The organism is Sorangiineae bacterium MSr12523 (assembly GCA_037157775.1).
In the GTDB taxonomy this organism is placed as follows: Bacteria; Myxococcota_A; Polyangia; order Polyangiales; family Polyangiaceae; genus Pendulispora; species Pendulispora brunnea.
Map to the genome: position 1 here is coordinate 3,867,549 of CP089982.1, position 15,767 is coordinate 3,883,315.

General features: G+C 67.2%; 13 protein-coding genes and 1 tRNA gene. 6 read left to right on the plus strand and 8 right to left on the minus strand.

The features are described 5' to 3' along the window. Positions 1-62: 62 nt before the first annotated feature. A complete protein-coding gene (locus LZC95_15620; GenBank protein ID WXA98257.1) occupies positions 63-1,055 on the plus strand; it encodes an FHA domain-containing protein in 993 nt (330 codons plus the stop codon). A 142-nt stretch (positions 1,056-1,197) separates the two neighbouring features. Next, entirely contained in the window at positions 1,198-2,403 is a 1,206-nt protein-coding gene (locus LZC95_15625) for an FHA domain-containing protein (GenBank protein ID WXA98258.1), read from the plus strand. Here the strand turns inward: LZC95_15625 and LZC95_15630 are convergent. Genes LZC95_15630 through LZC95_15665 form a run of 8 tightly spaced genes read right to left on the minus strand, consistent with a single transcriptional unit; the run spans position 2,361 to position 11,750 of the window. Further along, positions 2,361-2,900 carry a DUF721 domain-containing protein gene (locus LZC95_15630; protein ID WXA98259.1) on the minus strand — a complete coding sequence of 180 codons (540 nt, stop codon included), beginning with the start codon at positions 2,898-2,900 and terminating at the stop codon, positions 2,361-2,363. The two genes, LZC95_15625 and LZC95_15630, sit on opposite strands and share 43 nt — an antisense overlap. Positions 2,901-2,916: 16 nt before the next feature. Continuing rightward, positions 2,917-5,406 (minus strand): HEAT repeat domain-containing protein, encoded by a 2,490-nt coding sequence (locus LZC95_15635; GenBank protein WXA98260.1) that lies wholly within the window; start codon positions 5,404-5,406, stop codon positions 2,917-2,919. Further along, on the minus strand, positions 5,403-7,619 hold the full coding sequence (locus LZC95_15640) for a hypothetical protein (protein ID WXA98261.1): 2,217 nt from the start codon (positions 7,617-7,619) through the stop codon (positions 5,403-5,405). The genes LZC95_15635 and LZC95_15640 overlap by 4 nt, the downstream gene beginning before the upstream one ends. A gap of 3 nt (positions 7,620-7,622) precedes the next feature. Beyond that, positions 7,623-8,411, minus strand: coding sequence for a DUF4159 domain-containing protein (locus tag LZC95_15645; protein WXA98262.1), 789 nt, complete (start codon positions 8,409-8,411; stop codon positions 7,623-7,625). A 32-nt stretch (positions 8,412-8,443) separates the two neighbouring features. Next, positions 8,444-9,067, minus strand: a complete 624-nt coding sequence (locus tag LZC95_15650) for a hypothetical protein (protein WXA98263.1) — start codon at positions 9,065-9,067, stop codon at positions 8,444-8,446. Between the two features lie 9 nt (positions 9,068-9,076). After that, positions 9,077-10,675, minus strand: coding sequence for a Ppx/GppA family phosphatase (locus LZC95_15655; GenBank protein WXA98264.1), 1,599 nt, complete (start codon positions 10,673-10,675; stop codon positions 9,077-9,079). A 22-nt stretch (positions 10,676-10,697) separates the two neighbouring features. Then, positions 10,698-10,859 (minus strand): hypothetical protein, encoded by a 162-nt coding sequence (locus tag LZC95_15660; GenBank protein ID WXA98265.1) that lies wholly within the window; start codon positions 10,857-10,859, stop codon positions 10,698-10,700. Between the two features lie 15 nt (positions 10,860-10,874). After that, the gene (locus tag LZC95_15665) at positions 10,875-11,750 is read right to left on the minus strand and encodes a hypothetical protein (protein WXA98266.1); all 876 of its coding nucleotides are present in this window, start codon (positions 11,748-11,750) and stop codon (positions 10,875-10,877) included. 85 nt (positions 11,751-11,835) lie between these two features. On the opposite strand from LZC95_15665, the gene LZC95_15670 reads away from it, so the two are divergent. The 4 genes from LZC95_15670 to rpsU all read left to right on the plus strand — a co-directional run bounded on the left by LZC95_15670 (position 11,836) and on the right by rpsU (position 15,757). Next, complete coding sequence (locus tag LZC95_15670) at positions 11,836-13,449, plus strand: serine/threonine protein kinase (protein WXA98267.1); 1,614 nt, start codon at positions 11,836-11,838, stop codon at positions 13,447-13,449. Positions 13,450-13,684: 235 nt separating this feature from the next. After that, positions 13,685-13,768, plus strand: a tRNA-Leu gene (locus LZC95_15675). A 932-nt stretch (positions 13,769-14,700) separates the two neighbouring features. Next, on the plus strand, positions 14,701-15,315 hold the full coding sequence (locus LZC95_15680; protein ID WXA98268.1) for a hypothetical protein: 615 nt from the start codon (positions 14,701-14,703) through the stop codon (positions 15,313-15,315). A 211-nt stretch (positions 15,316-15,526) separates the two neighbouring features. After that, on the plus strand, positions 15,527-15,757 hold the full coding sequence (gene rpsU / locus LZC95_15685) for a 30S ribosomal protein S21 (protein WXA98269.1): 231 nt from the start codon (positions 15,527-15,529) through the stop codon (positions 15,755-15,757). Positions 15,758-15,767: the final 10 nt, after the last annotated feature.

Genomic DNA, 15,767 nt, shown 5'->3' on the forward strand with positions numbered 1-15,767 from the left:
GGTCCTTCATTTCGCACGATCGTTCGAACGAGCTCGCAAAGTGAGGTCGGTACGCGGTATCTTTGCGCCGCACCGACCGCTTCGGCGGCGTGTGCGAGGTAGGCGTGGCGACCCGGTATCGGCTGCGATTTCTTCTACAGGAGTTCGACCTGGCCAGGGGCGCGACCCTCATCGGTCGCAGCGCGGAGTGCCACGTGACGATCGAGGATCCGCTCGTCTCGCGCCAGCACGCCAAAATCGTCATCACGGGTGACGAGGCCATCTTCGAGGACCTGGGAAGCCGCAATGGCGTGAAGGTCAACGGCACCGCGCTGAAGGGATCCGTTCGTCTCAAGGATGGCGACCGCCTCCGCATCGGCACGCAGGAGCTCGTATTTTGCGAGGTGGAGACGGGCATCGCACCGCCCGCCAAAACGACGGGGTTTCTCCGCTACTGCGCAGCGTGTCGGCTGCCGTACCCGCAGGAGCTCGCGGCATGCCCCGCGTGCGGCGCCACGGAGCAGACGGACGAAGATACGTTGAGCGGGCAGTTCGGCGCCTCGTCGAAGCAGGCCGCGTGGAGCGTGCAGCTCTTGGTCGAGGTGACGGAGAAGGCGCTGACGTTGGGGCGCACGTCGGACGCGGTTCGCATGCTTCAGCGGGCGAAGGTGCAGCTCGAGGAGCGCGTGGCCTCCGGTGGCGCGGCACCTGCGGATCAGATCGAGGGGCTCGTGCGGTCCGCGATGCGCGTCGCCTTGGCGGCCGAGGATCCGGGTTGGGCCTCGTGGGCCCTGCATCTGTATGACGAGCTGCGCCTTTTCCCTTCCAGTGCGGTCATCGAGGCCTTCGCCGAAGTAGGCCGAAAATACCCGAGGAAATTGGCCAAACCCGCCGAAGCTCTTTTGACCGCGCTGCGCGGACGAAGCGGGGCGGCGCCGCAAGCCGGGGCAAGCGTGCTTGCGGAATTGGAGCGCCTGGTTGCCTCGCTGGGTGAGCTAGCGGACGAGCAGGGAGGCGCGGAGGACGCAGATCCGGAGAGCGATACCCCGAAACCGGCCAATCCTAACCTATCCTGAGGACACCCGTTCGTGGCGTTCGCTCGCGGTGGAGTGTAAAAGTAACATGCAAGTCGGCAGGATGGGCGGAGCCTAATGCAATCGTCGGTTGGGTGGCAGAGAGCGACGAGGCCGAGGCGGGAGCGAGGAGCGCACTAGCGCGATGCGTTTTCGTTTGCGCTACCTGCAGCACGACTTCGAGCTCACCGAGGGAGAGTTCGCCGTCGGCCGCAATGCGAGCTGTCAGCTTTCGCTGGACGATCCGCTCGTTTCGCGGCGCCATGCCCTGCTTCGGGTATCGCCCACCGGCGTCTCGGTGGAGGATCTGCAGAGCCGCAATGGCGTGTTGGTAAACGGGCAGCGCATCGAGGGCACGGTGGCGCTGGCCGCGGGGGATCGCATCCTCATCGGTTCGCAGGAGATGACCTTGCTGGCGCTGGATGATCAGCCGGCCCGCGGCCGGTTGAACATGACGTTGCCGAAGATCACGCCGGCAACCCCTGTGGCGCCCGCTCCCTCGTCGCCCAATCTACCTGGGGTAGCAGCCGGAGCGGCCGGGCGAACACCGCTTCCGGGGCCGAGTCCCTCGGGCGAGTTCGAAGGGACGCGGCCCACGCCGGCGGCCGCGAACCTCATTGCGAAGATTCACTCGTCGACGACGGAGCCGGGAGGAAGGCCGCTGCCGGAGGATCGCGCCTCCTCGCCAGGGTTGCCGCTCCCGGTGCCGGGGCGCATCGGATCGTCGCCGGGTACGCCGATGCGCGCGGTGACGACGCCGGGGAGCGGACGCGTGCTGGAGGCGAATCCGCTCTCGGCGCCGCGTACGCCCGTGTCGGGTCCGACGATCACGGGGGCGCAATCACGGCATCCGCCGCCGTTGCCGCTCGGGGGAGGCTCGGGCGCGACGCCGGAGCCCGAGTACGAGCTGACGATGATCCGCCGCGCGGACGCGTTCACGTTGCTGACCGGCGTGGCCGAGAAAGCGCTTGCCATGGGGCGCGCCGTCGAGGCGGAGCGCATTCTGGCGTCCCCGTTGGGCGATGTCATCGAGGCGAGTCGCGCGGGGAAAAAGATCATCCCGTCGCTGGTCGATCAAGCGGCGCGCTTTTCGGCGAAGCTGGCCACGGCCACGGGCAAAGGGGCGTGGGCGGACTACGTCATCGAGCTGTACTCGGCGCAGAAGCGGCCATGCCCCGCGCCGGTCATCGACGAGCTGTACAACGCGCTGCGGCGGGTGACCGCGATCGATCTGCAGCGGCTGCGCGAGTACATCGAGGAGTTGCGCTCGCGGCTTTCGACCTTCGGCCCGGCGGAGCGCTTCCTGTTTCAGCGCCTCGAGGGCTTGGAGCGGCTTGCGGCGTTACGCTGATTGAGCTGACCGGCACTGCGTTCGTGGTAATCCTGCCAGGCGAGGCTGTGGCTCGCCGAATATCGAAGTGCTTCGCGAAGCTCGGGATCTTCGACGAGGGCCAGCGAGGCTTCCAGATCGCGGGGCACGGGCAACGGCGGCGGAACAGCGCGGGAGATGCGGCGCTCGGGCGGACGCTGGGGCGGCTCGAGGGGGGCCACGCGAAAGCGAAGCTCGGCGACCTCGACCCCGGCATCGCGCAGGCGTGAGATGACCGAGGCGGCGAGCATGGACAGCTCGCTGGCCCAGACGCTGGAAGGGACGCGCACCGTGAGGACGCCGCGTTCGAGCGACCACGGCTTGGCGCGATCGGCGATGCGAAGGCCCACCGCGCGGGTCCACGTTTGCAGCGGGATGGGGGCCTGGCGGCGGGCGAACCGGCTGTCGCCTGCGCGTTCGAGCACGGTCTCGATGCCCTCGGGCTCGCGCAGCTTGGGCCTTTTCCGGCGACGGTTCATGGGGGGAGTCTAGCCTTTAACGTGCTTGGGCGCTCGGGCGCTCCAGGGAAAGCTCCCCGTCGGGCGCGAGCGGCTCGAAGCAGGCGCCGCGGCGGTCGGCGATGCCCACGCGCAGGTAGCTGCCCTCGAAATGAAGGGCGTAAGGGGCCCGCGGGCGGGGTGTGGGGCTCGTGTCGGGGACGACGTAAACGTCCACCGCGTGGGGCGAGCCGCTGGCCGAGGCCACGCTGGCTGCGCGGCACTGTTGCGCCACGGTGCCGGAGCGATCGGCCTGCGTGCAGCGTTCGAGCGCGGCGGTGTCTGGCCCGCTGGGCTTGCGCCAGAGGACCGCGGCCGCGGTGGCGCGCACCAAGTCGTTGCTGTCGTCGGCCAAGAGCGTGCGCTCGAGGGCGCCGTCGCCGCAACGCACGCCGGAGGCTGCGAGGCCGGCGAGGGCGTTCACGCGCACGTAGGTGCGGGCGTCGCGAAGCAGCGGGCAAAGCATTCGGACCGCGAGTTGGGGGGCGCGCGTGCGCGCGGCAATGCGGCCTACGGCGGCGGTCGCGTTGATGGCGGTATCGAGATCGGCCGATGCGATGGCCGCACCGAGGGCGTCGGTTCCCGCCTTGTCGGCGCCGTCGCCCAGCGCTCCCATGGCCCACGCGGCTTGCGCGCGCACGCTGGCATCGGCATCGCGCAAGAGGCCTCGCGCGAGCGGCTCCGCGGACGCGCGTGCGTGCACGGGAAGCACGGTGGCGATGGTGCGCCGGTCGTCGGCATCATCGGCGCGGAGCAAGCTGCCGAGGGCCCGCACGCCTGCGGGGAAATTCGAGCGGCCGATGGCCAGAAGCAAGGCATCTCGCTCGGGGCCGGCGGCGAGCTCCAACGCACGCGAAAGCCGCCCGATGGCGTTCTCCGAGGGCACGCGCGAAAGGATTCCGCCGAGGGCGGTGAGCACGGCGGCGCGGTCGAGCTCCTCGCCGGCGTCCATTTTGGCGAGCAAGGCTTCGCGTGCCTTCTCTTTGCCCGCGTCGCCCAGGGCCACGGCCGCGTGAAGCCGCACGGTGGCATCGGTGTCGTTGAGCTTCTCGAGCAGGGCCTCGTCGGCATCGGCCGGACCGAGGGTGCCCAGCGCGTCGATGGCGGCCAAGCGCAGCGCAGGGAACTTCGCGTTGGCCAAGCTGACCAGGATGGGCGCTGCACGTGGAGCGCCGGTGCGACCGAGGAGGCTCGCCAGCGCGGCGCGCTCGTCCAACGTGAGGTTCACATTGCGAAGCGCGGCAGCCAACGGCTCGACGGCGCGCCCATCGGGCTTGGAGGGATCGAGCAGCGCCTTGGCCGCGCGAGCGGCCTCGCTGCGAACGAGCGGGCTCGCCGCGCCCACGAACTCGAGTACGACGGGCACGGAGTCGCGCGTTCCTGCACCGGCGAGGGCGTGAAGGGCGGCGGCGCTGGGAAGGACACCGCGCCGCATGGCCGAGACGAGGGTGGGCGCCTCGCCCGTGGCGCGCAGCTCGCCGAGCACCCATGCGGCGCTCGTGGCCACGTGCGCGCTCGGGTTTCCTTTGAGCAACGCCGAGAGCTCCGGGATGGCAGGCTGCCCCGCGGCGACCAGCGCTTGCCGCGCCGGCGTGCGTTCCAGCCCGCCGCCAGCATCGTCGGCGACGCCCAGGGTCGCAATCAGCGCGCGCATCGCGTCGCGGGTGCCGATGCGCCCGAGTGCGGCCAGCGCCGCTTGCCGCAGGGCCGGATTTCGATCCGTCGCGAAAGGCGCAATGGTCTCCACGGCCTCGGGCGCGCGCAGGCGCCCGAGCGCGTGCAGCGCCTCGATGCGCACCTCGTTCGTGTTGTCGCGCAAGGTGAGGATCAATGCCTGCGAGGCGCGCGCATCGCCCAGCTCGCCGAGGGCTCGCACCACGGCCTGCCGCACTTCGACGACCGAATCTTGCACCTTGCCCACGAGCGGCACGACGGCGCGCTTGTCGCCGAGACGCGCCAGGGCGCGGGCAATCTGGACGCGCACCTGCGGGCTGGCATCGTCGAGGCGCCCGAGCAGCGGTGCCACGGCATCGGGCGAGGCTTGCGCCCCGAGCGCGTCGGCCGCCGCCGCGCGCACCGCGGCGTCGGCATCGCCCAGGCCGCGCGCGAGCTGCAAAATCGTGCGCGCGTCGGGCAGGGCGCGCGCCACCTCGCACGCGGCGATGCGCAGGCGCGCCTCGCGATCGCCGAGCCACGGCAGCACCGCGAGCGTCGCTGGAACCACGCGCAAGCGCACCGCGGACTGCGCGGCCGCGAGTTTCACCTCCACATCGGGATCGCCCAGGGCCTGCAGCACCAGCGGCGTCCCACGCGCGCGCCCCAAGGTCGAAAGCTCCTGCGCCGCCATGCGCCGCGTGGCCGCATCTTGCGCCGTGAGCGCACGGGCCACGCGCTCGGGCACGTCGGGCCAGACCACCGCCGATGCCGGCGCGGCATGTCCCATCAGGGCCAGTACGAGCGAAGCAGTGACGACCGAAGCGAATCTCACGATAGCCCTCCACGGCGGCGCATGAACCAATGGGCTCCGAGAAGTGTGGCGGCAAGAAGCGTCCACGTCCACGGCGGTGCGACGGGCACCACATGCCGCTCGGCGCTGACCACCGTGGGCTTGGGCAAGCGGATCGCGCGCACGTCGTCCGCAAAGGCGAAGGTGCCGCCGGTGGCGGCGGCGAGCGCGCGCAGCCGCTCGGGATCCGGCCGCGAATCGGCCCATTCATCGCCGCCCGCCTCGCACGCGAAATCGCGGCGCGTGGTAGGCCCCGAGCCGAGGCGTAGTCGCGCGGAGTACCCTCCCGTCGGAAGCGCCGGAAGCGCGATCTCGAGCGGAGCATCGCCCTCGCCGAGCGGTTTCTCCACGTGCACCGGTGCCGTTCCCGACTTGTCGAGGCGCGTGACATCGAGCACCACCGTCTCGCCCTTGCCGGCGCGCCCCGCCGTGCGGATGCGCAAGGTGGGGGGCACGTCCGCGATGCACCCCTCGGGAAGATCGACCTGCGCGGGCTCGAAGCGCGGATCGCGCATGAGCCAACCGAGAAGCCCATCCCAGAGCGCGCCATGGCCGCGCCCTGCCGTGCGCGCACCCAGCTCGGAGAACTCGAAGAGCCAGCCCCCGTCGATGCCCAAGGCAATGGACCTGCCGTCGCCTTCGTCGCCGATGGCCAACACCGGCATGGGCGCGCCCGATTTGGTCGCGCGCGTCGGGTGCGTCCAGAGCACCACGCCCCCGGGGCGCACGTCCCCGAGCACGTTGGCGCCGGGCATGCTGGGCAGCTCATCGCCAAGAATGGCGCGCAGAGGCCCCAAGACGGGCGCGGAGCGACCGGGCTCCGTCCACGCGGGCACGAACGGCGCGGTGTCGGCAGCCGTGGCCCCCGGGGCACCATCGAGGGATACGGGCAGCACCTCGCCGAGCGGCGTGCCGGCGTAGCCTCCGGCCACGAACGAGTTGGGCCCTCCCACCATGATGAGCCCACCGCCCGCGCGCACGTAGCGCGCAAGCGCGGGAAGGTGCCGCTCGAGGCCGTAGGGCTGCGCGTCGAAATCTTGCAGCACGACCGCGTCGAACGAGGGCAGGTGCACGCTGAAAAGCTCGTCGACGGGGAAGGGGATGAGCGCGAGATCCTCCTGCGAAGCGCCCGGTGTATCCGCCGGGGTGCGCAAGATGAAGAACGCCACCACGTCGACCGACGCATCGCTCTTGAGCCACTGCCGAAGCGCGCGCACGTCGTTCGTGGGCTGCCCTGCCACGTGAAGCACGCGCACGCGCTCACGGGCCACGTTGAGCGTGATGAGCCGCCTGTCGTTCTCGGGGATCGCATCGCCCGTCGGCGACTCGATGCCCACCTCGAGGATGCGCACGCCGGCGCGGTCCAAGGTCACCGTGAGATCCACGCTGGCCTTGCCATCCTTCACGTCGGCAATGCCCGAGGCCAGCAGCGCCGGCGGCCCATCTTCGCGCAGCTCCTTCGCCGTGACGGTGAGCTTCTCGCATGCGAGCCCGCCGCTGCATCCGATGTCCACGCGCAGCGGGAGCGGCACGTGCGCGACGGCGGCGGTGGCATTGGCCACGCGGCGCACGCTGGCGTCGGGCAGCTCGTTGCGCGTGGTCGCGATGGTGTGAATCGGGGCATGGATGGCGTTGCCCAGCTCCGCGAGCACCGGCTTGGGCGCGTCCTCCTGCGGCTCGTCGAGGCGCCCATCGGAGACGACCACCACGGCCGACGGCCGCTCCTCCGGCATGGCCGCGAGGGCCCGAATGGCCGAACCGAGATCGCTGCGCAGTCCACGCGCCGTTTCGCCCGTCGCGTTGGCGAGCGGCTTCGGTGGTCCATCGGCGAACCCCAGCTCGAGCACGCGCGCATCCGGCGCGGCCTTGCTCAGGGCCGCCACCACCTCATCGCGCGTCTTTTGCCGCGTGCGGCCACCCTCCGACGCGAGCGCCATCGATCGCGACGTATCCGCCAGCACGACCACGCGCGCCCCCACCACGCTTTCGCGCGCGGCAATCCGCACGGGGCGCATCACGGCGAGGGCCAGCGCGCCCAGCGCCAGCACGCCGGTGACGAGGATGCCGATGCCACCCCGTTCGCGCCGCCGCATCTCGATGACGAGGAGCACGAGGCTCGCCGCCGCCAAAATGCACGCGACGACAATGGCCCACGCCGGTAGATCGTTGCTCGTAGCGAGACGCGTGGTCGGCATCGATCAGGGCTCGCTGTGCGGCGAGAGGGCGCGCCGGCGCATCAAGAAGGGCGCGTGCACTTGGTCGTCTTTGTAGTTCGAGCAAAGCACGTACATGGCCACGTTCACCGCGAGGCGGATCGCCCGTTCGCGCTGCACGTCACCGCCGGGAATGACGGGTTGCTCCCACATGCCCGTGGGCCCGCGCGCCAAGGCGCCGCCCAGATCGTGCGAGGAGAAGATGACCTGCGCCGAGCCGCCGCGCACGATGGCCTCCAGCGTTTTCGGCCCGGCAATGCGCCCTTCGGCGCGGCGAAGCAGGTAGAAGGTGCGAAACACCACGTGATCGGCGCCGATGGTGATGGGCGCCGAATCCGGCAGCACCCGGGCGATCTCGCGCCGCGCGGAGGTCCCGAATGCCCCGGGCGCGCCCTCGTTCGAGACGCCCGCATCGTCCACCAGCATGACCCCGCCCAGTGCGAAGAAGCGTCGCAGCCCCGCGATTTCCGCCGATGTCAGCGCCGGGACGGCCGCATCGCCGCTCCAATAGAGGAAGGGCCCGTCGGTGATGGTTGCATCGCTGGCATGCACCAGGCTCGGACGAAGCCGCGCCGGTGCACTCGTACGCTGCACGAGCTCCCACGACCAGCGGCCCGGCGCCGAAGGCCGCGCGGCGTTGGTCTGCGATCCCGTGAGAAGGATGCGCGGGTCGAAGCCGCCGGCGTCGCCAAAGGCGCGTGCAGGCTGCGGGATGAGCAACGCCAAGCCCACCACGGTCAGCATGAACACGACGACAAGGTACGAACGCCTCACTGCCTTCTTATTTCCAGAGCGCGGGGCGGGAATCAATCGAAGTCGTCCACGCGCCAAACTCCCCCTTCGCGCTTAAGTCGGACATGGTGGCCGCCGACGACGTTGACGTTGGCGGAATCCCCCGAGACCTGCACGGGGAGCGTCTCCGGATGCTCGAGCCCGCCGACGAGGGAGCGTAAATCCTGCTCGATGGCCGCGCGGGTTGCCGGTGTGAGCACCCGCATCAATCCCGCGTAGCTGCGACGCGCCACCACCCGTCGCAGCTGGTCCAGCGCCTCCTCCGGCGTCCGGGCCCCGCCGGGGACTGCGCCGGCGCTGGTGATCCAGAATTTTCCGTCTTTCAGCTCCAGCGCCGTTTCTTCCCCGTCGCGGAAGCGCAGACGTGCCGTGGCCTCTGCGCGCGTGTCCTTGGCCCCGAGGGCCTTGGCCTGCTCGGTGAGCTCCGTCCGTTCGCTGGCCACGAGGCGCTTCACCTCATCGCGCGAGCGCGCCTTTTGGGCCGATTCGGTCATCATCTCGTAGATCGCGTCGCCGTTTCCCTTGGCCGCGGCCTCGGCGTAGGCTTTGGCGGCGTCCTTCGGATCGGGCACGCTCCGGCCGAGGCATCCGCAGGGCAAGGAGATGAAGACGAGGAGGACCGCGGGCGAAATCTTCATCGGCGCGCTCTAGCCAATCACGATCTCGAGGCCGAAGACATCGCGAAAGAGACCGGCCTTGGCCCGCACCGTCCACTCTTCGAGCTCCCGCTCGTGATCGCCGTCGATCTTGAGGACCACCCGGCCCTTGCCGCTGTCGATGGTGGCCCAGACGTTGCGCACCTTCCCGAGGTGCTCGCGATCGAGTGCGTCGGCGATGCGCAACATGGCCGCGAGCGCCCGCACCTTGCCCCGCGACTCCTTGTCGAGGTCACGGAAGTTGGGGTGGGACGGATCGGGCCCGCTCTTGCGATGGTAGCGCGCCACGTTGGCGATGATGGACCGCTCGTCGGGCGTCAGGCCCATGATGTCCGAGTTCTGGATCAAATAGTAACTGTGCTTATGGTGCCCGTCGTAACGCACGAAGTCGCCGATGTCGTGCAGCAGCGCGGCGGCGCGCATCAAGAGCCGGTCCCGATCGCTCAGCTGGTGCTCGCCGCGCAAGTCGTCGAAGAGCCGCGCCGCGAGTCGAGACACGTGCGCGCCATGGGCTTCGTCGAACTGGAAGCGCTGGCCGAGCCGCACGCACGCGCCGAGCACATTTTCCGCCTCGCGCAGCACGTCCCAGACTTGGAAATGCTTGTCGACGAGCTCCTCGAGGATGCCTTCCTTGAGGCCCACCTGGGGCGTCACGATGTAGCTTGCACCCAGCGACTCGGCGATGCGCAGAAAGATCGCCGCCGCCGGTACGATGGTGTCCGCGCGATCGGGCCGCAGCCCGTACGTGCGCGCCCGCTCCGCCGGGGACATGGCGCAAAGCTTGGGAAACAGCGCGCGCATCTCCGCGACGTCGGCCGCGATCTCGCCGGGGGGGCGCTCTTTGGCGGGGCACAACGTCGCGAGCGTCTCGATGTTGCCGCCCGTTCCGACCAGGGTGAGCGCATCCGGCCCGCCCGCCGGGGACGCTGCGGCCGCGAGCCGTGAAAGTTGCGGGCGCGCCTCCACCAGCGCGCGATCGACCGCCTCCTGCACGATACGGGTCATCTCTTTGCTGACCGTGGTCGCGTCCTTCATGAACGCCTCGAGCAGCCGCACGCTGCCGAGCGGGAGCGAGATGGAGAAGCTCGATTGCCCCTTGTCGAGCACGGTGAGCTCGGTGGAGCCGCCGCCCACGTCGATGAGGAGCACCCGCCGGTCCTCCAGGGCGAGCCGGCGCGTCACGGCGAGTTGGATGAGCCGCGCCTCTTCGACACCGTAAATGATCTCCAGCTCGATGCCGGCTTCACGCCGCGCCCGCTCCACCAATGTCGTCCCATTGGCAGCCTCGCGCACCGCGCTGGTGGCCGTGGCGCGGTAGGCGACGACCTTGGCCGCATCCATTTCGCGGCGAAATTCCTTGAAGGCGGCGCACGCCCGCCCGATCGATGTAGGCGCAAGTTTCCCGCTCAGGAATACTTCGCCGCCCAGACGCACGGGCGCGCGCACGCTCGCCACCTCGCGCCAGGCGCTATCCGTCGGCAGGAGAGGCAACTGCACCCGTCCGCCCGCCCCCCGCGAAGGCCCCTCCGCTTCGACGATGCGAAGTCGGATGGCGTTGGAACCTACATCGATGGCAGCAAAGGAGGGCATCGTCGTCGGAGCTTATCAGCCTTCACCCGAGGCGGCCTAGGCGATGGACCGCGTACCCGAGCATGGCCCACCCCAGAAGAAGGATCGCGCCGCCCGCCGCCCGCGCGAAGGTGGACGCGATGGCGAGGCCAGCGAATGTGCAACCAAGTCCCAAGGCCATGAGTAGGCGCGCCCGCGATTCCAAGTCCGTATCTCTCCGCTAAAGCTCACTCCGTAACACGACTATGCCGGTATCCGGACCGAGTTTCGGTGTGCGGGCCGCGGCATATCCAAAGTCGCGATCGGTGATGGAGACCACGCCTTGGTGCGGTCCGGACGCCGTTTTCGTCACCAAATCGGCATCTTGGAGGGCTTTCTCGTCGACCGCGGGCGTTTTGGGCGCGCCGTAAACGCCGGTGCGATCGAAGAGCGCCACGTAGAAGACGGGGAGCTTTCCTGTTTCGTTTTCCTTACGAAGTTTCTCCGATAGGTCGTGGCGAAGTGTTTCCTGGAGATGAAATGCGAATCGGCGGTACGCCCAGCCGGTCACGTACACACCGAGGAGCTTTCGCTCGTCCGATTGAATCGGGACAGCAAGAATCCAATCCCGATCGGGCGGGTTTTGCGCCGCCGTTTCCGGGAATGCCCCGGTCGTGGACACCGGACCATCTTTGGACTTCGCCAGATCGGGAAAGATGCCAAAAAGGTTCTTCTCGGCCATCGCGTCCTGCTCCAGGTTGTTACGAATGGCCACCCCGCGTTCATCGGTGATGGCGAAGAAGGTCGACTTGGCCAGATTCAGCGCCGGCACCTCACGGCGGACCTTGGTCAGCGCCGTCCGCACCCCGGCGAGGTCATCGCGAGGCGTCTTCCCCGGCGACCAAAGCGTTGCGAGCTTCTTGGCGCCATCCGGCATTCCACGCTCCACCTCGTCGACGTCCTTGTTGGTGAGTTGAACCAAAGACGCCACATCCTCCGAGGCCTTCTGAGCGCTGTACTTTCCCTGATCTTTGCAGCCCGAGAGTACGAGCGGCGCGGACGCGAGGGTTGCCGGTAGAAAAATGCCGAGCGGAAGCGCGAAACGAAGCATTTGCATGGTCTCAACCTAACAAGAATTTCAGTTCTGCTACTCGGATGACAACGTAGGACCCCCCCCTGCCATCCGAATCACTGGAGAGGTCATGTCGGTGCATCTCGGCAGATACGAGGTACGGGCCAAGATCGCCGAGGGTGGCATGGCTACGATCTACCTCGGCAAGCTCGTTGGCGAGGCTGGATTCGAACGGCCGGTCGCGCTCAAAGTGATCAAGGACGAGTTTTGTCTCAATCGAGAATTCGTGAACATGTTCCTCGACGAGGCGAAGATTGTATCTCGCCTGTCGCATTCGAATATCGTTCAGCTCATTGAGCTCGGCAAAGAGGGCCACCGCCTCTTCATTGCGATGGAGCTCCTGATGGGGCAATCGCTCTGGAGCGTTTGGGACGCCTGCCGGGAGCGGAATATTCGGTTGCGCTACGACGTCGTATCCTGGATTGGCGCTCGGGTGGCGGAAGGCCTTCATCACGCGCACGAGCTGCGTGATGCCAAAGGCGAATTCGTCAACCTCGTTCATCGCGACGTGAATGCGAGCAACATCTTCATTACGTACGACGGCCAAGTGAAAGTCGTCGATTTCGGACTGGCGAAAGCGGCCGGGAGGATTTCCCGCACCGCCGCCGGAATCGTCAAAGGCAAACTCGCGTACATGTCACCCGAGCAGACAGTAGGCCGTTCGCTCGATCGGCGTACGGATGTTTTTGCGCTCGGTGCGACGTTATGGGAACTGACGGTGGACCGGCGCCTGTTCAAAGGCAAAGACGATGTGTCCACCCTTACTGCGGTAAACGAGGCACGCGTTCCGGATCCGACGAAGCTGGTTGCCGAATACCCGCCCGAACTTTGGAAAGTGCTGCGCACGGCGCTGGAGCGCGACAAGGAGAAGCGTTTTCCCACTGCGCTGGAAATGGGAAAGGCGCTGGACGAGTGCTCCTATCTGGAAGGCCGCCGCGTGACGGCGGAAACCATCGCCGAAGTGATGGAGGCGTTGTTCGAAAATGAGCGGCGCCGCATGGCGGCGTGGGTAGCCGCAAGTGTTCCAGGCGAGAGCGCTTCTCATTCTCATCCCGTGCGCGCCAGCCATGCCAACCATGCGAATGCGCGTCCGGCACATGACGATAAGCCGCGCTCGTCCCAGCGCCATCCCACGGCAAATGGCGTCTCTGCGACAGCGGAGCCAAATGCCGCAAATGCCACCAGCGCAACGAATGCGGGAAATGTGGCAAACGTAGCCAACGTGGCAAACATGGCAAACGTGACGGGTGCGACGCCGCCCGCCGCCAAAGACGTTCCTCCTGCTTCGAATCTGAAAGAGGTTCCGGCGACAGCAAGAGCGAATACCAAAGCGGAAAGGTCACTTCCACGAACGATTGCTCCACGTCGCATCACGACGTCGGCGCCACCGCCGGGTGCGTTTGCTCCGCCCGCTTTGCGCAAGTCGATGGCCTCTACTCCCGATACGGGGCACGAACGCAGCGAGCGACACGATCGCCACGAGGACGAGTCCTCCTCTTCCATGATGAGTTCCCAGGTGGGGCCGTCTACGGTGCAGCGAGCCATGGGAGGCGACGCCTCTTGCGCAACCTTTTCGCTCAAGTTCTCCTATTTCGATCTCGACGAGCTGGCGGCGGTGCTGGTGGGCCTGGGAGCCGTGGCGTTGGCGATTGCAACGGCCGCTGCGATACTCTGGGATCCGTAAAAAGGAACTTCCGATAGCCAGGTTGACCGTGCTAGACGGGTCTCCCCATCAGGGCAGGGGCTCGTGGCTTGGCCGCATACGGGCAAATTCATCCCGGACGCCAAAAAAGTCGCGAGGCGGTCGTGAAGAAGTCCTGGAAGTAGTTGGCGTAGTTCTGGTAGTCATGTATGTAGCTGGTTGAGGCAGGTTACGCACTGGACCATTGGACCTGGAATCTTCTGACGAGTCGTTTCGAGCCGAAGTGGCGGAATTGGTAGACGCAGCGGATTCAAAATCCGCCGTTCGCAAGGACGTGAGGGTTCGAGTCCCTCCTTCGGTACCGAAAGCTAGTGCGAAAGAGAACGAAAGCAGTTGCCGCGAGGTGACTGCTTTTTTTATGCCCGGCGTTCTGGTTTTGGAGGGCTCCGCCGCGCCAAGCCCCCGAGAATCGCGTTGATGAAAGTGCGAATGCGGTTCGCGACCGTGGCCGTCGAGTCTCCCCGGTAGCTCGTGTTGCCATGGCCTGGTGTTGACACCGTGTGGACCAGACGGCGCGTTGACCAGTCTCGTGTCACCCGGTGTTGGCTGGCCAGCGCGGTGTTTCCTGACCCGGTGTTTCTCGACGCACATTCATGACGCTGAGCGGATATCGCATAACCGGGCCCATAAAACTGACTCGCGCCGCCAAGGTATGTATTCACTGGCGTCCCAAAAGCACCTGGGCGAACTACCTGTCAGCTCCCTAACGCCAGTTCGGAGACAGACGAGATCACGAGACTAGAGTCATTTGAAAGGACTCAATCCGAGGAAATCGGGCTCGTGCCGAGAGTGGATGCATCTGTAAAGCCTTGTAACGATTACGCGTCCCGTCAGTCGAAACCGGACAAAGCACCAAATACCCGACACGGCCGGCAAAACCAGACGAGGCCGGACGAGCCGGAGCGCGAAATCCGGCAATTGCCCGACATAAGGGTGCTGGCTGGGTGAGTGCGGCATCAACGTGGTGCGCAATCGGCCGCGACGACACCAAAGTTCATGAAAAGTTTTGGTAGTCCGTCAAATTAGCTAATGACAATTGGGAATCCCCGAAGCTATCCTGCCGGAGATCGCCTGTTCTAGGTCCGCCGTCGAAACAACTTCGCCGGAAACGTACTAAGCCCAGCGCTCGCTCCCAGGTTTCTTTGGCCAATCAGGTCTATCGATGTCATCGCGGGATCGCCGGGAGCTTCCAAATTTCCAATCACGCGCCAACACCGCTCGAAGGGGAGTCGCATGAGCAATCTACGAAACACCATTTCAAGCCTCGCGAATGATTTTGCCCAAGGGGTTCTCGGTGCCATCCGCCGCGCCTCGCTCGAAGAGATTCTCGACGAGCCTGGACGCGGGGGTGCACGTCGCGGACGCCTTCCTGAATTGGCCGTCTCGGACGAAGCGGAAGCGTCGGACGATGGCCGCGCGGTCCGCCGCGGTCCGGGTCGCCCAGCAGGTAATGGCGGTCGCGGTCGCGGTGGGCGTCTTCGCCGTCGTTCGATGGACGATTTGGCGGAGCTCTCGGATCGCATCGTCGAGTTGCTCGAATCGCATCCGGAGGGGTTGCGCGCAGAGCAGATTCGCGAAGCGCTCAACGTCCAGGCCAAAGAGCTTCCGCGTCCGCTCAACGACGCACTCTCCGCCCGTCGCATTGGCAAGAAGGGCCAGAAGCGCGCCACCACGTACTTTGCCCGCGGCGCCGGTGGCGGTGGTGCGGGGGGCCGTCGTGGCGCCCCCAAGGCGTCGGCCAGCCCGGGTCGTCCTGCGAAGAAGGCACGTGGCGCCAAGCGCGGTCGCACGCCCAAGGCCGTCGCGGTTTCGCCCGCCAACGGAGCAGCAGCCACCGCCGCGGCCTAGTTCGCGGCCTCGTAAGGAGCGGCCCTGGCGGCCGACGGGTCCGCTGGCCGCTGGTCGGATTCAGGCGCAAAGTTCGGGTCGCCTAAAGGCGGCCCTTGGCGCAGGAGGGGCGGCGTGGTAAAGCCCCGCCCCGTTTCCTTTTTTGTAGCGCCGGCACGTTGCCGGCTCCCCACCGGCAGTTCCGCCGGTACCATTGGAGAGAGAATTTCTCATGCCGAGTGATGCGATTCAGTGCAAGCCGCTCGAAGTGGTCGTGAGTGACCGCGGTATCGAGCGCGCCATCAAGATGCTCAAGCGAAAGCTCGCTTCCGAAGGTGTGCTGCGCGAGCTCAAGATGCGCCGCCACTACATGAAGCCCAGCGTGAAGCGCCGCAAGAAGCAGGCAGAAGCTGCCCGCCGCCGTCGCAAGCGCGCCAAGATGGACGCCGCTCCGCCGAAGTAGAGAGAAGTCT